Here is a 17954-nt window from a genome sequence, read left to right on the forward strand (position 1 = left end):
TCGGCCAGCGCTGTTACTCTGTCCATGCGGAAACTCCGTTCTCCGAGGTGACGAGGTTGTAATTCAAGTCACTTTATGAACGGTTTTCCGCTTTTTTTATAGATCAATCCTTAACTTGATGCCTATGAGGTCAGCGCAGCGCCACCTACGGTCGTTCGTTGGTCGTGGAACGTCGACCCCGAAGTGGGTCGCAGATCCCGGCATGAATGATCTTCAACCCCATTCGGGGTTGGCTCTTGAGTTTCGCTTTTTATCCGGTGGTGTTCGCTCGCGCTCAAACCACCGGCAATTTTCTTAAACGCCTTCGGCGTAGGGTCACGTGTGGATAATCAACAGGAGGCGACGAGTCCAAAGCCGCGGGACTCGTCGCCTCGTTCACAACTAGAACCGACACTTATTCATCGTGTGTTGCGTATTGACCACGCGGTGCTAACACGCTGTCAGTTAGCCTCCAACTCTCCGTTGCAGGCGGTTTAAAATATCGCCAACGGTTTGATCGTCGCGAACAACACCGCAAGCATCTTTGTTGGGACGTTGCAATCGTCTGCTTACCACCGATTGGTCGTCGCCAATAGTTCGATCTGGAACGATAGATCGGAAGCTTCGGTCTCCATTGGATCTGCATCGGTCATTCCGTCCCAACTCGAAAAGACGTCGTCAACTCGCACCTGCGAGTCGTCTTTTGACGCAGCCGTTGAGAAATTGACTAGTCCCTCGGCGACATCGCGAATGACCGTTCCGAACTCCCTGGCACCTTCATCGTCGTGATCTGTGATCACTATAGAAGGAACTTCTGGCAAAATCACGGACGGCACGGGTTCGGGATTCACGACCTGTGTGACGAGCTCGTTGAGATAGTTGATCACGTTGAGCACGTCCAAGGCCGTGATGAATCCATCTCTGTTAACATTGAGCATCGGACCCTGGTCCTGGATCGTGCTGCCAGACTCGACCAGGATCGATTCGCCCGACGACGATTGCTCCAAATTGAGGTAGTTGATAATCGTCAATGCATCCAAGGCTGTGACGCTGCCGTCGCGGTTGACATCATATGGATTGTCAAGGTTCGTTGTGCTAAGTGTCATCACACGCACAGGTTCCACGGGATCTCCTCCTGCGGGTACCAAGGGAGGATCAAAATTGCCGACAATAGGCAAGGCGAGCGAATCACCAAACGTTGCGAATAAATCCTGTCCAAACGGCTGTGGTGTGAAAGTGATCTCGTTGCCTCCCGACCCGTCAGTCGCAGCCGTAATCCGTTCCACCACGGAGGTGGACGACACGGCGGCATGCAACTGAATCTCTTTCCATGCAATCTGATTGTTCGCATTGCCCTGGTAGTTCGCCAGCACAATAGGCTTAATGAACGCGGTTCCTGGACGGAACTGCGTGGTGGCAACTCCCGTTCCACTCAGCGTCACTTCATACCTCGTCCAAACATCCGGAACCGATTGATACTGCAGTCCCGCGTAGTTGTAACTGACTCCCGATGTGGCGTTGCGAACCGCGGAGCCCGCGGCAATCAGAGGCCCCGTCCAAGGCTGATGCAACGTGATGACATTTCCCGTAACGCCACCAGGTCCCCAGGTTCCATTGACCCGATCGATCGCAACATTGCGGGTGTACGTGTAATCGTCATAGGTGTGACCCTGACTATCGGTGTACCCGTACCAGGCTAGGCTACGTTGGTGAGCGGGGCCCCCGTTGGCCCAACCCACCGCATTCTGCAGGAAGACTTGAGTGTCACCCGGTTTCAAATCTGCGGTCAGCACTGTATCGGTCGCACTCGCATATTTGAGCACATGCCAGGGAAGGATTCTCTGATAGTCGATGTCGTAACTGGCAAACCCGAAGTACTGTTTGTTGGCTGGATCATACAATCCGCCGGCTCCATCGCCTGATCTAGCTTCGCCGGAGAGCACATAGCTCTTGGTGGGATCGATGGAGACGAACTCATCGGCTGGCCTGGATTGAAAGGACTGAGTTATTTGCACCAGCTCATTGCCCGCAAACAATGCATCATTGAGTAGCGTCTTGGGTGTCCTTTGGCTCATCAAGACATAGAACTCAGCCTGTTCCTCGGGTGACACGCCAGCACCGTCAGGCTGCCATAATCCGATATCATCCAATCCGTCTCCGTTGAAATCCGCAGCAAACGGAATTTCACGAACACCGGGGAAACCGAACGTGAAGGAAGCATCAGTCATTCCATCGATGCCATCGTCACTGAGATCGAGCACGAATAGGTCATTCGACCAAGCGCCTAGATCGTCGATGCCATCGCCATCAAAGTCACCGACAAACGGCAACCCGACCATGTTCCCTGAAAGAGAACTGTCAAGCAAGAAATCATGATCGGTATCGAGATACCATGTGCTGCCTGCCTTCAGCCCCACCTCGTCACCGTTTACCGCATTGGCGTCAAAATTACCCGCGACGGGTAGCCCACTGATCTGAGCGGGATCTCGGACGACGAGATCGGGAACTCCATTGTTATTGGTGTCAATCAACCAACGGAAGGATCCCCCGAACGAACCGTATGTCGCGAGTTTGTCGTACCCATCAGCGACATCAGCCTCACCGACTACAAAATTCCCGGCAATGATACGAGAGGTTTGGCTGCCCAGTTTGTAGACGATGTCCTCGTTGGTATCGTCGCTGCCTGTCGCTTCGGGATCGAATAGGTTATTCCCATTGGTATCGATATAGACACTGCCCTTGGCGTACACACCGAGTTCGGCTCGCGAATCCACAGTGAAACGAGCTATGAAATCGCCGCCTGCGACTGTGTCACCGGAGGGTAACGTGGGGCTGCCCTGCGGCTGCTGGGCATTGCTTTCGCCATCGAGTTTGCTCCCGCTCGGGTCAACGATGGAGTCGCTCAGCGTGAGTGTGTAGCGATCGTCCGGCAGTGGCGAGTCGAACCGCAGTTCGATCGTTGCTGTCGCTAGGTCACCTTCGAAGACGGGAGCATTCACCACAAAGATATCCGCGATCGGGATAATCCCATTGTGGTCTCCCGTCAACGTATAGAGACCTGCTGCCGAGGAAATGTCGGTGTCCAACGCCCCGTAAACGAATCCGGGAAATCGAGTCGGTAGGTCCTGAATGTTGATGGTCAGGCTATTGACCAGCGGCGTGGGCCCTTGGATTATCGGTTTAACGTCAAAAATATTGTAGGTGGAATTACCTGTGATCTGAATTGCCTGCTGCGGCCCGGCGCCATCCGGATCGAAGATCTGTGGTCCGAGCTTATCCATATCTGCAACGCTGATGTCATAAATATTGATTGAATCAGGCGTCGCACCCTGGATACGCACCAAGTAGCTTTCCCCTTCCTTCGCACCGATTGTCTGGATTGCATCGTCCATCTCCGCTGGCAGACGTGCGATCGGTTTTCCATCGGCATGGAACATGTCAATGCGCAATCGTCCGTCACCAGGCAGACCTGGTTGGCCATTGGCGAGGGTGGGGAGCGCGTCAATGAGCACCTTGAATTGAAAGGTGCCTGTCTTCGAAGCGATAAAGCGATACCAGTCCACGTCTCCATTGAGATCCGATCCGAGTCCGAACGGATCAACCAGGGCGCCAGGATTAATATTTGGCTTGGCCGTGCTTTCGGCCAGGTCGGGTAATTCGGCGGGATTATGAAAATTACTGTTGTACGAGAAGGGATCCGGATGGAACACGACGATACGGCCATTTCCATCACTACCGGTACCACCAAACGTATTGCTGGAGGCGTCGGCATCAAGCGGTGCGATGTTGACGTATTCGATCCCTTCATAGGACACCGGTGGCAAGTCGCCCACGATGACCGAACCGCTCCGCTGATCAGGGCCCTGATGGATTTGGATCGTATTGCCAATTCCTTGGTCCTCGACGACCAATCGGTCGCTGGCATTGTAAAGGTCGCCATGAACGCTGAACTGCAGTTTGGAGCCGCCGATCGGATCGGGCGAGACCAGGATCCGATCGTCACCTGCGTTGGCTTGGAGCGTAACCATATCGATTCCCGACCCTAGAACCACTGGTTCCAGCGTTATCCCCGTGGAATCCTGGAGCGTCACCAACCGCGTCGCTGCCGATGCAATCAATACATCGTTACTGTCCGTTCCTTCGACAATGACTATGTCGGTGCCGCCGCTACCCCCGGTCGCGGTGACGGCGTCGGCGCCCGCGAAGTCGAACGTTGGCGCTCGATTGGATCGATGGCTTCCACTACCGCCATTGGCGGGATTGACGATGAATTGGTCGTCCGCATCGGTGCCGTGCATGAATAGCCTGTCGTCGCCCTGTCCTCGATAGACAACTTGTTCGATACCACCAAAGTTGATGATCGAGGACAGTTCCGCGACGTCGATTTCGGTCGGGCTGTATGTGACCGTCTGCACGCCCTGAGTTTCCAGTTGAAAAACATCACCTTGTTGGCCCACGCCGGTGGTTGCACCGGGCGTGGCGCCTTCGATGGTGAAGTCCACGTCCCAGACAGCGACATTGGGGTCCAGCGTCTGCAGGACTATGTCGTCGTCGCCAGACAGGGCGTTCACCGTGAACACTGGCGTATCAAGGAACAGGACGCTCGGCCCGATGTTGAGACTGACGGTGAAGTCTTGTACGCCATCGGCTCCCGCATGCGTGGAACTGTCGCGAGCGATGATGGTGGTGTCGTCGTCACCATTGGTACCCAGGAAAACGCCCGCGCCGCCCCCAGTAACGGATACCTCCTCAATGTGATCCCAGCTCACACGCTGGACCCCGGCCTGCTGAGGGACAAATCCTCCCGAGTCATTTTCCGGTCCTGGTTCGAGTGTGTAGCCGGTCACCGGCAGGAAGTGAATCAAGTCACCAGCAGTGGAGCCGATCGGGTCGCCGCCGTCGACGAATACTGGGATCGTCCCGGGGGTAATCTCAAATGTGTCATCACCGCCATTGCCATTGAGCGTCAGGCCGACATAGTTCTCTGTATCGACGTTGAAAAGCCCGACGAGTTCGAAGTCATTGTTGAGAAGGAACGTCGTATCGGCCGCCGAGGTGTCACGTTGGTTGACGATCAGGGTCTCGTCTTCGCCGAGGTTGGCGTTCGCCGCAATGTCCTCCACATTCGTGAACGAGACCAGTTGGCTGTTTAGCGCCGCCGTCACACCCGGCGAATCAATATGCCCCGCCTGGGGAGCGGTCGCCGTCACGCGCGTACTATCGATCAGACCGGCCACGTTGTTGTAGGTGATCTGATCCGTTGCAGCGCCGCCATCGATCGCAACGGCGACATTCCACGGCAACACCGAAGTAGCGAACGGTGTCACGTCAATCACGTCGGCTAGATCGCCAGCGTTGAAAGTGAAACTGTCCACACCGCTGAAAGAGATGGGAACGCCACCGTTAAGCGTGAACGTGCCCGCTCTCGAGCCAGTACCCGTGAGGATCAACTCGTCGGAGTCGCCGGACTCCGCCAAGAGTGTGACGTTGCCGCCACCGCTGGCGTTGATGATATTGACAAACTCAAAGTTGTTGAACGTCACCGGTTGCTGACCCTCGGCTGTGATTTGGTTACCAACGATCGTCACCGGCAGACCATTGGCGATGAAGTTCAGCGTGTCCTCGCCATCCTCCGCATCCACGATGATCGGTGTCGTGACCTGCGGTGTGATCGTAAACGTGTCATCGTCGTCGGCAGTTGGGTCGACGCCGATGGTGGCCAGCGGCGCGATGAGCGTGCCAGCGACAATCACGTCGGCACCGATTGTGTCGGCCGCGTCGTCGTTGAAGTCGGCTTTGATGACAATCTCGGTACTTGCCTGGATCGTCGACCCGGGCGAAATCGCGACATTGTCACCGGCGCGGAGCGTGACGGATGAGCTCGTCGACTCGATGGTTGCACCTGAGTTCACCGTCAGGTCATCACCAGCGCCGGGCGTGTCCGCCGCAGTCAGCACGATGGCGCCCGCCGCCGTGATATCCGAGTCGATCGTCAGAGGGCTGCCTGAGTTGATCGTCACGGCAGCCACCGCGTCGCTCGCGATGATCGGGCCAGTGACAGTGATGCCCTCTCCGGCCACCGTACTGCCGTGATTGGAGATGATGACATTGCCGCCACCGGAGTTCGAGATCCCGGTGATGTCGAGCGCCGCCTGGGCACCGACGGTGTTGGCAATCGCGATGTCGCCGCCTGTTGTGTTGGCTGCGTTGATTGTGGCCACGCGTGTCTCGAGCGGATCCGAGGCTCCACCGATGCCACCAATGGCGTCAATTCGCAGCCCTGTGGCCAGGATATCCGCCCCGGCTCCGGCGTCGGCGTCGCTGATGGCGCCGGTCGAGATCAGCGTGACGCTGCCGGTGGTCTGAATCAGGTCGACGGCCGTGCTACCGACGACTTGCAGAAAACTATCCGTCGGGCCAGCAGTCACATTCACCACTCCGCTGACGTCGAGGCCGAGTGGGGCGGAGACAGTGCCGATCACATTCGCCTGATCGCGGGCCAGGATGGCCTGGTCACGGATGCGTTCAGAGGCATCGCGAACGATCGCCGACTTGGTGGCAGCTGCTAGCGTAATCGAGGTCGATTCCGCGAATGCCTGTTGTGTCACGATGGCGAGCTCCAACCGGTCCCTCGCCGAGTTCCACTTGAAATTCGCCGTGGTGTCCTCAGCACCCACGACGGCCAGTTCAATCGATTCCACGGTGAGTCCGATGGCCAAGCCGGTGCTCACTGCTTCCAGAGCATTCGAGACGACTTGAAGAGACGCCTGGACGGCGAAGGTACCGGCGTCACCAATCAGAGGAATAGCTTGGGCGGGGCCAGCAACTAACAATGCAGCCGTAGCCGCAGTTGTTGCTACCAAGGCGGCAGTGTCCGCAGCGGCCGCTGCAATGCTCAGGTTGTCGACGAGATCCTGTTTCGCGTAGTACTCGATGTCCAGAAGTTCGGCTTCCGTCTTTAGCTGCTCCACCGTGACTCGACCTGTCGCCACCTCGGCGTCGAGGATCGCCTGTCCATTGCCCAAGGCCTCGACTGCGGTTTGCTCCGCAGCGGCCTCCGCCTTCGCGGCTGCCGCCTCTGCAATCCGAAAGGTTTCGTCGAGTTCGGCCTCGCGTGCCGTTGGAGCTGCGCCGCTGAGTGTTGTCGTTCCAGCGATCACGTTGATCGCCGATCCGTTGCCGTCGACAATGACCCCAACGCGAGATTCGACCGTCACATCTCCCGCCCCAGCATCGAGCTGGCCAATGGTGATGGTTCGCTCGGCACCCACCAAGATGTCTCCGCCAGCGGTCTTGAGGTTGCCTATCACGGCGACTGCTCCGCTGCCCACAACCGTCCCCGCTTGGATGCTAATCGTGCCTGCGACTGAAGTCTCGATCGTGTCAGCGGTATCAAGAAATACGATGGCCCCAGTCGGTGTCCGCAGCACAAGAGAACGCCCGGGAGCGATCGTCGCGTTGTTGTCTCCGATGTTTTCAATCGTGATCGACTCGGCATCGAACGTCAGCGTGCCGCTGCCCGCCGCTTCGAGCGAGGCTTCGGTAAGCAAGAGCGGGCCGGTGAAAGTCAAATTCGATCCCACCGCGCCGCCGTTCGCTAGGGCCACCTGATCCACCTCCGCCTCGAGTGGGTTCGCCGGGGTGCCGATCCCACCAGGAGCGGCGATGTCAAGCGTTTTCGCGATGATATTGACTTCCATGGGCGGCGGTGGATCGTTGCCGTCGGTAATCGATCCGTCGGCGCGCAGCTTCACCGTGTCGCCCTTGGCGATCGCAGTGTTCAGGAGGATGCTGCCCGCGCTGTCGATATCAATATCTGCGGCCTGCCCCAGTGCTGTCGCGGTGAGGGCCAGACTCGCGAGGTTTGCGTCGCTCAAGAAAATGCCGCCGGTCGTCGTCGCGGCCGTGATGGCTGACACATTGGTCTCGATCTTGTTGCCCGACGTGCCAATCATGGACCCATTCAAAGTGGCACTGTTGGCGCTAACATTGGTGGCGGCGCCGTTCCCATCGAAGACTTCGCCCGATGCAGTCAAAGTGACTTCCTGGCCGGTCGCATTCACCGCGCCAAGGGTCAGGTTCCCTGAAGCGGAAACGGAAACTCGCGCACCCGTTGCCACTACCGACGTCAGCACAAGTGCCTTTTTGTTGGCAAGCACCAATCCACCACCCGCTCCGGCGTCTGCCGTCAGAGCGTTGACCGAACTCTCCAGCCCCTCTCCGCCCAAACCGACACCGTTCGCCGCGACCAGGATGAGTGTGTCCGCCGATACATTGTTGTCAGCGCCGTTCCCGTCCAGAATCGTGCCATTGGTATCGAGGGCGACCTGACCCGGTGAGGAGACGAACCCCACGGTCATGTTGCCGGTCATGTTGCTCACCTCGATGTCGCCGACCGTCGCTGAGGCGTTGATTGTGAACGCATCAGCCTCGCTAATAAAAACGCCCCCGGTGTCCGTCGTCACGGTCAATGACGTGATGTCCGTGTCAATCTTATTGAGGGAATCGCCGATGGCGGCCCCCGACGCGAGTTTTGTTGAGCCACCGCGAAGGTCCACGACGGCATCGTTGGTGTCATCAACGATCGCTCCCCCTGCGGTGATGCTGACGTTCCGAGTGCCTGCATCGACGAGGCCAAGCTTGACGTCGCCAGTCGTGGTTTCAAACGTCAGGGCCGCGCCCGCGGCGTTGAGCACTTGGGTGCTCGCGACAAACGAGAGGGAACCGCCGAGGAAGTTGATCGCCACATCGCCCGCGTTCGTGCTGGCCGCGACGGAGTCAATCGCGACCAGGCCACCACTCCTGTTGTCAATGTAAATCGAAGCGGCGGGAGTGATACCAATCGCGGCGGCACTGACGCTCGCGCGCAAGTCGGAGGTATTGGTCTCAAGCGGATCGAGGGCAATTCCGATGCCCGACGCGCCAGTCAGTTCGACGATCGAGCCCGTGATGTTCACGGCCGACCCGTTGTCATCGAGTAGCGCTCCGCCGCCGTTGGCCACGGTGACCGTGCCTTGCGCCGCGATGGTTTTGATTCGCAGGCTTGAGCCCGAACTCGTCAGCAGCACTTGGTTATCCGCCCCGCCGGCGACGACAGCCACCGCCGTGCTTGCAATCAACTGTGCCAAGAAGATTGGACCGTCGGTTGTGTTGGCACTGAAAGTCTCGACCGTCGATTCAATCGCGTCGCCGTCCTGTCCAACCGCGCCGTTAGCGACGAGGTTTTGGGCCCGGGCCAAGACGTTGTTTGACGCTTGATTGATGTCCAGTATTCTGCCCGCCGCGGAGCTGATCGTGACCATATCGGGGGCCGTGACGCTGTTGAGCAAGATATCTCCCTGGGCCGAAATCGAGACATCCTTTGTCCCAGCATGTGGATTCACAGGAGGATCCGCAGGGTCAAGCTGTGGATCGAAAACGACGATCTGGTCTCCATTGAGCAACGGGGTTTGCCCTCCCTCCTTCGCCAGGACAGAGTTGATGATCAGGCCTGGCCCATTCGAATCGGCGATGTAAATGCCGCCGTCGTTGGTCGTGGCAGTGAGCGATCCGATCGCGGTTTCCATCGGATTGCTGGCCGTACCGATCGCGCTGTTGGTCCCCGTCGTCGTCAGATTCACGCCATTGGCAGCGGTAAGATTGACAGCCGCGCCGTTCCCGTCGGTGATCGCCCCGTTGAGTGCAGTCAGAGCGACGAACCCCGCGCCGGCCGATACGGTTCCAAGAGCCACGCCTCCAGCGGTGTCGGTAATGAACACACCACCGGTGACGGTCGCGGCGTCGAGGTTCGTGCTGTCGACCTCCAGTGTGGGATTCGTATCGGTCAGCTTGCCAATGCCCGTGGCAGCAGCGAGGTTGATATCGGTGGCCACGATGTCCGGATCACTCGTATTGTTGTCCGTGATCGAGCCGCCGTTGGCGTTGATTGTGACCGTGCCACTGCTTGTGACTGGGCCGTTGAGCGTAACGTTCTCCGCCGTCAAGGACAGGTTTCCACTAAGCATCAGGTCGGCAATCGTTGCCGAGTCAGTACCGCCGAGCAGATCGATGTTGATGGACGACACGTCGCTGGCCGTACAGGACACCACCATCGTGCCCGATCCCAAACAGCTTGCCGCTTGCGTGCCGCTGAGCGTGATGTTCTCCGTATCGGTAAAGCGGTAGTTCGCGCCGACAAGTTCGACTGCCAGCGTGCCAGCAGCTGCGCTGCCGTCGTAATCAAGGACGCCGCCGCTCAGGTTGAGGGTGGCCAGCATACGACGATCTTCCAAGCGCTCCAGGAAGAGCGATGCCGTCGAAGACCGTTGCAACGTACGACGGCGGCGTCGCAGAGAGCGTGATCGCGACAACGAAACACGTCTGGATCCAAACAACTTACTCATGGTTTTTCCTGGAAACTGACCGGGCGCAATCACGATGGCTCACTCACATATCCTCTCGTCTATACAGAGGGGAAAGGTGATACTCGCCATCGGCGTACATTGGCAGCAGGAACGGGCTCCTAGCGGCGGCGCGAGAAGAGGGGCCCTGCACCCCCATCCGTGGTGATGTCACGTATATGAATGTATATCATTGGTAAACGCAATAGTGCGGATGAGCACCCGGTTTGGTGAGTTGATTCAGAATGCACTCCTCGGGCCTGCCTGCGACCGATCGCGGACAGCGGCCAGCTTCCGTGAGCTCGCGCCCCCGCCCCCGCTGGCCTGTCATCCCGCAGCGTTCGAGCGAAGCTCTCCAGTTGATCGATTGGCAGCCCACCCGAATGCCTTGGCATTTGCCAAGCGAACGCCAGGTCGCTAGTCACGCCGCTGCATGACCTGTTCATTCATTCGCAGCGCGACGATGCCATCGAGTTAAATCACGGTCTCCCGTCCTCGTCGGTATCAAATGAGTTCCGGATTGCACTTCAACCTTATCGGCTGATCAGAACGAATAGCGTCCGCGGACTAGCTGAAGCAGTCCTTGGCCTTGCGTGGCAATCCCCTTCGCGAGAAATATTGCCAAACCCACAGCAACTCGTGAGATCACTAGGTTTGCTTTAGGAACCTCGCAAAGATGTCACGATTCACGGCATCATTCCCCGCTTGGAAGTACGACGAATGGGCGCACGCCGGTGAAACCAATCCAAATGTCGATTTGCAGCCGTGAGGATCCAGACGCAAGAACTCCTGGTCCACGTGCATTCCCGTGGCTCGGATGCTGCCTCCGACCCCGTCTCCACGGGCATCCAGATTCGTCCACTCATTGACGATGGCCGGCTTGTGCCCGCTGCTCGGACGCAATTGCTTCGCGACGTATCCAATCGATAGTGCTGCGCCGACGGTGAACCAGTTCTTCACTCGGCCACGCAGCCCCTCTCGCGAGAGCACGTGCAGCGCCTCGTAAGCCACAATGGTTCCCCAGCTATGACTCACAAGCTCAACGGAATCACCTCGTTCAAGGAGTGGGCGTAACACATCGGTTGCTTCGCCAATGACCAATTTTCGAATGCGATCGCTGGACAGGTATTTGACGAAATCATCAATGCAGTCCAAGCCGGGGATGCCAAAGAGTGCCCGCGGCATAGCCCCCGGCGGCATTGGATCTCGTGACAAACCCGATGAGCTACGCCCGACTTCACGCTCGGCAATCTGCTCACCTGCTTCGCGAACCATCCGTTCCGCCAGAACCGCCTCCAACACCGTTCTTGTTTGTTGCATTTCGAGCGGGTCGATTTCCGATGCGAGACTGCGACTCGTTCTCGACACATGCTCACTCCACAACACCTCTTTTCTGTTCGCGTTGAGTTCCACTCGCAATGCTGCTGCCAGATGCGGTGCCATCGCGTCGAACCAATCATCTGAGTAACCAGACTCGTGCTTGCAGATCCCGTGGACGTAGACCAACGAACGTGTCCCCGAACGCATTGTCGCCGAGCCAGCGACAGCCGGTTGCTCGCGTGAAACACCCAGATGATCAGCGATTTGCTGCATGATCTCGAGCAGTTTGGACCAATCATCTCCGTCTACCCTGCTCGGCACCCTCTCGTCCTCATCGCCACCGAATAGGATCGACGTTGTCGAATCAGGTTCCAGTTGCGGGACTTGGCTAAAATTACTCCGCTTCAGCGATTGACGCAGCGTTTTGATAACCCTATCAGCGGCGAAACCCTCATTGCTCATACGAGCGGCTTGGCAAAAGTGATAGGTAAATGCGCCATGGAAATCGTTGTCAATGTAGGCGTCGGCACTGGTTTGGTCGTCACGACAACCAGACCACAGCACATGATTCATGGACTTTTCTTCGCCGCTTCGGCTTCGAGTCGAGCGCATGAGTTCGCGGAATGACCTCGATTTCCTGGCTTTCTCGACTGCCAAGTCGATCTCTGCCGGTGGCTGCACAAATCTTGCCAGTACCGTTGCTTTGCCAATCTCCGAATGCAATTCCGGTCGGACGTCGATGGGTGCACTGCGACTGCGTCGCCCGCTATCAAGCTGAGCTCGTTGTATCGCAATCTCATCAAGCGACTGCGCTGACGCGCTCGCGTAGTCCCCCCTGACTGCTCGGCTCAGCTCCGGTTTGATCATTCGCGTCGCCGTCCCGCTGTGACAACAATCGAGCAAGAACGTCACATGCACTCCGTCGGGGATCTTCTTGGTCCATTCTGCCAGCTCGTCGTCGAGTAGGTATGTCGACGGATCATCCCAAGCCATGCCGTACAAACACAGCAATTCGTCTCGACAATCCGCTTCGCCCGTCTCACCGTCCAAATCGGCGGTATAGGACCCGTGTCCCGAAAAATGGAACACCAAGCGGTCGCCGGGTTTCGCTCCGCGCAGCAACCACTTCCAACCCTTATCCATCACGGACTTAGTGACTTCGTCGTCCGTTTTCACGCGAATGTTGTCTTCGTCGAAATCAAACGCATCGACGAGTAGCTGTTTGAGAGACTCCGTGTCACTGACGCATCCGCGCAGATCGCTGATCGTCTTGTAATTGTTGATCCCCGAAAGGAATGCTTTGTCTGCCACTGGAATGTCTCCGAAGGGTGAGTGCGAGAAATGTCTAACGGGCTGTGGCCAATGCTCCCCGGCCTATGAAACATCCATGATAGAGGGGGCTTGCTTACATCCCTAAGGGGTATTGTAGCCGACGCCGGATCCGTGGAGGGGTGGTTGTGTACCCCGAGGTAGGATTTGATCCGGAAATCTCGTTTTCACTAATCAACAGACCGCCCGCCACCTTCAACCCAGCCAACTTGAACGCAAGACGTGGTCTCCCACTTCGATACTCCGAAGTGAGCAAATTCATTCGAAACCGAGTCACCGTTCAGCAACGGCAGCGAGTCTCATGGCCTGCCCGACGACACGTTTTTCTCGACAACCTATCAGCGTGAGAACAACTCGATAGAATCCAGTTCGCTGGCACGGCCTAATCAGGTTGGACAGCAATCTCTTCTGCCCAAAGACGGTTTTCTGTTACCGCCTTCTGCCGGCTTTTTACTACGATGCAAAGACGCTGCGATGACTCAGGTTGAACGACTCTCGAATCGTCTCGACGAGACGCAATAGCGTTTCGATCACCGCGCAGATACTAGGCAAAGGGTCGCTGAGCGTCTCAGGCGTAGGGATCAAATCAATGTCAGTGAAAACGACGTGCTCAAGCACGCCTCTCGCAATCTGGGGTGACGGAGGAGCTGACCGAGAAGGCTGGCACGCGTTTGTTTCAGATCCCGGAGCAGTCAGACTCGCAAAGCACCAGGAAGATCGATGGCAATGCCGCCAGCGAACGCCTTTTCGATGTGGGCGACTTGGAGCCGAATTTCCTTTCTGCTGCTCGGGCAATACCCATCGCGACTGTTGGACGAAGTCGACCTCCTTGAACCCTCCCTTTCGTTGTGAACATGTGGTACTGCGGTTGTGGTTTAACACGAAAGAGCCAATGTGTGGTGATCTGCCTTACCTGTTCACATTCCGTGCTCTGACTTCTCAGACTTTGAGAAAGCATTTCGGATTGGGGTGGGAAGCGAGTTGGCAACGAATCTGAAGCGGTCAGCGGAGAAGGGACCGCTGCGAGTGCGACGCAATCTTTCCTGCTCCGCTACCAGAGTAAAGTTGACGTTCTCTGCGAGTTCCGTGCAGATCGCGTTGCCACGCACTTGAAGTGGCATCACGGTCACCCGGCGACCGAATATGAGCTTCAACGCAATCAAACCAACTTCAGGAAGCAAGACAGCCGCGACCCATTAATCGACCATCCCGATTAGGCTGGCAAGATTTGCGTCGACGCGAGCGATGCCGGTTTACGATGCGAGTACTCCGGGGAGGACGCCGGTGCTGTCGGCGAATTGGTTGGTGGGGTTGCCGAAGGCGTTGAGCATGGCGAGGTAGAGGTTCGACAGCGGTGTGTTTGGGCTGAAGGAGAGGTGTTGGCCGGTGGCGATGCGGCCGCCTGCGTTGCCGCCTAATAGGATCGGCAGGTTGCGTGGGCTGTGACTGTTGCCGTCGCGAAGCCCTGAGCCGAATAGGATCATCGAGTTATCCAGCACCGTTTTCTCCCCTTCCTTCATGCTCTGTAATTTATTGAGCAGATAGGCATACTGCTGGACGTGCCAACGGGTGATGATCTCGTACTGGGCAAGTTTCTCTGCGGAGTTTTGGTGGTGCGAGGTGTCGTGGTGTCCTCCGGTAACCCCGTCGAGGAATGCAAAGCTGCGGCCACTAACAGCGTTCCCGAACATGAACGTCGACACTCGCGTCGTGTCGGTTTGGAATGCGATCGCCATCATGTCGAGCATCAATCGCACATGTTCGGGAAACTCATCGGGGACGTCCTTGGGCGGGGCTTGCAAGGAATCCATCGAGACTCTGGGTTTCCAGGCCAAGGCACCTGCCTGTTTCTGGCGTGAGAGCCGTTTCTCGATGCTGCGAACTGACTGCAAGTACTCATCCATCCGCCGACGATCTTCAACGCCGAGTGATTTCGATAGCTGCTTGGCGTCGTCAATGACTTGGTCTAGCAACAACGTGTCCCGCTCACTCGACTTGCCACCCGGACGCGCCGATCGCAGTAAACGCTCGTAGACCAAATGCGGGTTGAGTTCCCGGGCCAGTGGCGTTGTGGGGCCTTTCCAGGCGATGTGCGAGCCGTAGACGCGTGTATAACCGACATTGGTATCCACGCCCGTCGTCACAGGATCCATGCCGAGCTCGAGAGAGGGCAGTGGGGTCAAGTGCTCGGCCGATGCCGCTGCGACTTGATCCATCGACTGACCATTGCAATTGAGATCGATGCCGAGCGATTTGTTGATCGTGGTGCAGGTTAAGAAACCGGAGGTTTTGACGTAGTGTCCATCACCCGCATTGCTGGCCTGATTCCAAAGATTCGTCAGCACCAAGAGTTGGTCCCGGACATCGGCGAGTGGTTCGAGGGTCGACGACAACTCGAACTCACGGCCCTCGCCAGCTGGGGTCCATTTGTCTTGGCGAACTCCGTTGGGCACGAACAGGGCGGCCATGCGAACAGGGGCCTGGTCGTTTGCCTGTGGATCGGCTGTCGACGCGGTGGCCCGCCTCGGCATCATCGCTTCGAGCCAGGGCAGCGCCAAAGCGGCACCAGTGCCACGCAACAGCGTCCGCCGCGACAGAGAGGCGTTACGGAGATTCTGTTGTTGAAGAAACGACATCCGCACTTTATTTGCCATCGTTGTGGTCCTGATTGGAAGGAAATTCTTGACCGCTCTTGTACTGAAACGGCACACTCTTGACGATTTCGAGCACCAAGGTCTGGGCTCGGTAGTCGTCCTCGACAACCTTTTCACTGATCGCTTCGACGACGCACTGGTCCTCATTGGTCAACTGTCGGGCCAACGCATAGCCTAACATTTTGCGGGTAAAATGACGAATGAATGCGTCTTTCCGCTGCATCAACTGATCCTTCAGCCCGGCTACCCCGGCGAACGTCGTCCCATCGGGGAGCGTTCCTGAAACGTCGATTTCCATCCCATCGACTTCCGTCCGCCAACGGCCCAGCACGTCGTAATTTTCCAACCCGAAGCCGAGAGGGTCCATGACGGAGTGGCATGAGGCGCAGGTGGGATCGGCACGGTGCCGTTCGAGTCGCTGCCGCAGCGATAGTTTTTCACCATCCTCGGCAACGACTTCTTCGAGATCAGGAACGTCAGGTGGCGGGGGCGGCGGTGCAGTCCCCAGAAGCGTTTCCATGATCCATTTGCCCCGCAACACGGGACTGGTTCGATGCGAATATGACGACACCGCCAGGACGGCGCCCATCCCCAACACGCCGCCGCGATGGCTATCCGCGGGCAACTCAATGTACTTGGGCTGTTCGCGAAATGTGCCATCGACCCCATAGTGTCTGGCGAGGCTCGTGTTGGCATAGGTGAAGTCGGAGTCGATCCAGTTGAGCAGGGAGCGATTCTCCGCCAAGAGGTCCTCCATGAAGAACACCGGTTCGTACTTCATCCCGCCGAGGAGCTCTGAGTTTAGCTTCCCGACGACGGCTTCGTTGGGTTGAAACTCACGTCCCAGGGCACGCGTCCCGAGCCATTGCTCGACAAAGCTCCTTGCGAAGGCGCGGACTTTGGCATTACGCCGGTGCCCCCGGTCATCCATCCTGCTCCGGAGCATCCGCTTGATCTGGTCAGCCAGAACAGTCTCGTCTCGCAATTTGCCTTGATCGGCAAGACGCATTAACTCCTCATCGGGCATCGAAGCCCATAGGAAATACGAGAGCCGTGAGGCCAGTTCATGATCGGAAACGAGAATGGGCTCCGGCTCATCATGCGGTTGCTCCCAGAGAAACAGGAACTTGGGCGACACCATCGCTGCTTCGAGTGTGAACTTGATCGCCAGGTCGAAAGATGGATCCTCCACGTAAACCTGTTCGAACAGATCGACGTACTGGCCCCTCTCCTGCTCGGATACCGGTCGCCGGAAGGCTCGTGGCAGAAACTTGGCAATGACTTTCTCAGCGGCATCACGCGGCGAGGTATTGGCGGACGGCGTCGAGACGAGGATGGATTTGCGATCGCTTGGGTCACTCATCGCGTGCGTCAGAGCAGCTCGGGCGGCGTCCAGGTATTTCTCGGCATGAATCGGCGAAATAAAGAGGGTCTCGGCGGCGTTGTCAAACCCTTCGCCGCCCGCCCCGTCACTGGGTAAACCATGCCCGGCATTGAGTTGGATCCCCAGCAGGTCGCGGACGGTGTTGGCGTACTCGGTCCGATTGAGCCGCCGCAGCATCGGGCCACCCGGCGTGACGCCGTCGTCGCAGACAGCGGTATGGATCGTTCCGCGAATCCAGTCCACCATTGCGTTGCGTTGATCGAGCGACGGTGCATCGCTATCGATCGGCGGCATCTGTTGATCGGCAATCCGATCAGCCACTCGGTTCCATTTTTGGATCGCGAGCGGAATCTGCTCGGCTTTCTCCAGCGAGCCGAGATCGAGGCCGGCTTCGCCACCCTCCCCGTCATGACAATCCACACAGTAGTCACGCAAGAACTCAACTGCTGCCGGAGCAGTCATCGCTTGCGGCTGAGCGGTGGAATCGGCGTGCGACGGTGTCCAGGACGCGATCCAAATCGCAGTCGCGGCCAACAAGATGCCGATTCGCGTACACATGGGATGCGCGCACATGACAGATGGGAGGGGAATGAGGCGGGAGGGGGTGAAGCGAGCGGCCGTAGGGGAACAACGAGGTTGGCAGAGTGGCGGGGGAATTCGCCATGAGAGAATCTTTCGCAAGACTCATTCACACTGCCGAAGTGACACGATGTTCGTCGGCGCAGGCTTCAGGAGGGATAGTTCACTGTACACGAAGCGTCAGTGGGATTCACCCCCGCTTTCGGCAGCAGCGGGTGGATTCTCGAGTTGTTCGCTGGGCTCCGACCACCGGCTATCCTCGGAAACGCCCGCGACGCAATGGTATTTCACATTCCCGGCAATGGATCGCGAGTTCATTCATCGGACGCG

Annotated in this window: 6 protein-coding genes; 1 reads left to right on the plus strand and 5 read right to left on the minus strand. The window is 57.8% G+C overall.

The window, feature by feature from the left end; translation table 11 throughout:
• Nucleotides 1-548: 548 nt before the first annotated feature.
• The 3 genes from CA85_RS23270 to CA85_RS25490 form a co-directional block, all read right to left on the minus strand.
• The gene (locus tag CA85_RS23270) at nt 549-10235 is read right to left on the minus strand and encodes a dockerin type I domain-containing protein (protein ID WP_146393883.1); all 9687 of its coding nucleotides are present in this window, start codon (nt 10233-10235) and stop codon (nt 549-551) included.
• A gap of 771 nt (nt 10236-11006) precedes the next feature.
• Nucleotides 11007-12989 carry a caspase family protein gene (locus CA85_RS23275; protein ID WP_186775169.1) on the minus strand — a complete coding sequence of 661 codons (1983 nt, stop codon included), beginning with the start codon at nt 12987-12989 and terminating at the stop codon, nt 11007-11009.
• Nucleotides 12990-13460: 471 nt separating this feature from the next.
• Nucleotides 13461-13625 carry a hypothetical protein gene (locus tag CA85_RS25490; RefSeq protein ID WP_222435515.1) on the minus strand — a complete coding sequence of 55 codons (165 nt, stop codon included), beginning with the start codon at nt 13623-13625 and terminating at the stop codon, nt 13461-13463.
• Between the two features lie 425 nt (nt 13626-14050).
• On the opposite strand from CA85_RS25490, the gene CA85_RS26250 reads away from it, so the two are divergent.
• Entirely contained in the window at nt 14051-14224 is a 174-nt protein-coding gene (locus CA85_RS26250; protein ID WP_391564949.1) for an endonuclease, read from the plus strand.
• A gap of 36 nt (nt 14225-14260) precedes the next feature.
• On the opposite strand, the gene CA85_RS23285 is transcribed toward CA85_RS26250, so the two are convergent.
• The gene (locus tag CA85_RS23285) at nt 14261-15643 is read right to left on the minus strand and encodes a DUF1552 domain-containing protein (protein ID WP_146393909.1); all 1383 of its coding nucleotides are present in this window, start codon (nt 15641-15643) and stop codon (nt 14261-14263) included.
• 7 nt (nt 15644-15650) lie between these two features.
• Complete coding sequence (locus tag CA85_RS23290; RefSeq protein ID WP_186775171.1) at nt 15651-17603, minus strand: DUF1588 domain-containing protein; 1953 nt, start codon at nt 17601-17603, stop codon at nt 15651-15653.
• Between the last annotated feature and the right edge of the window lie 351 nt (nt 17604-17954).

This window comes from Allorhodopirellula solitaria (assembly GCF_007859855.1).
GTDB classification, from domain to species: domain Bacteria; phylum Planctomycetota; class Planctomycetia; order Pirellulales; family Pirellulaceae; genus Rhodopirellula; species Rhodopirellula solitaria.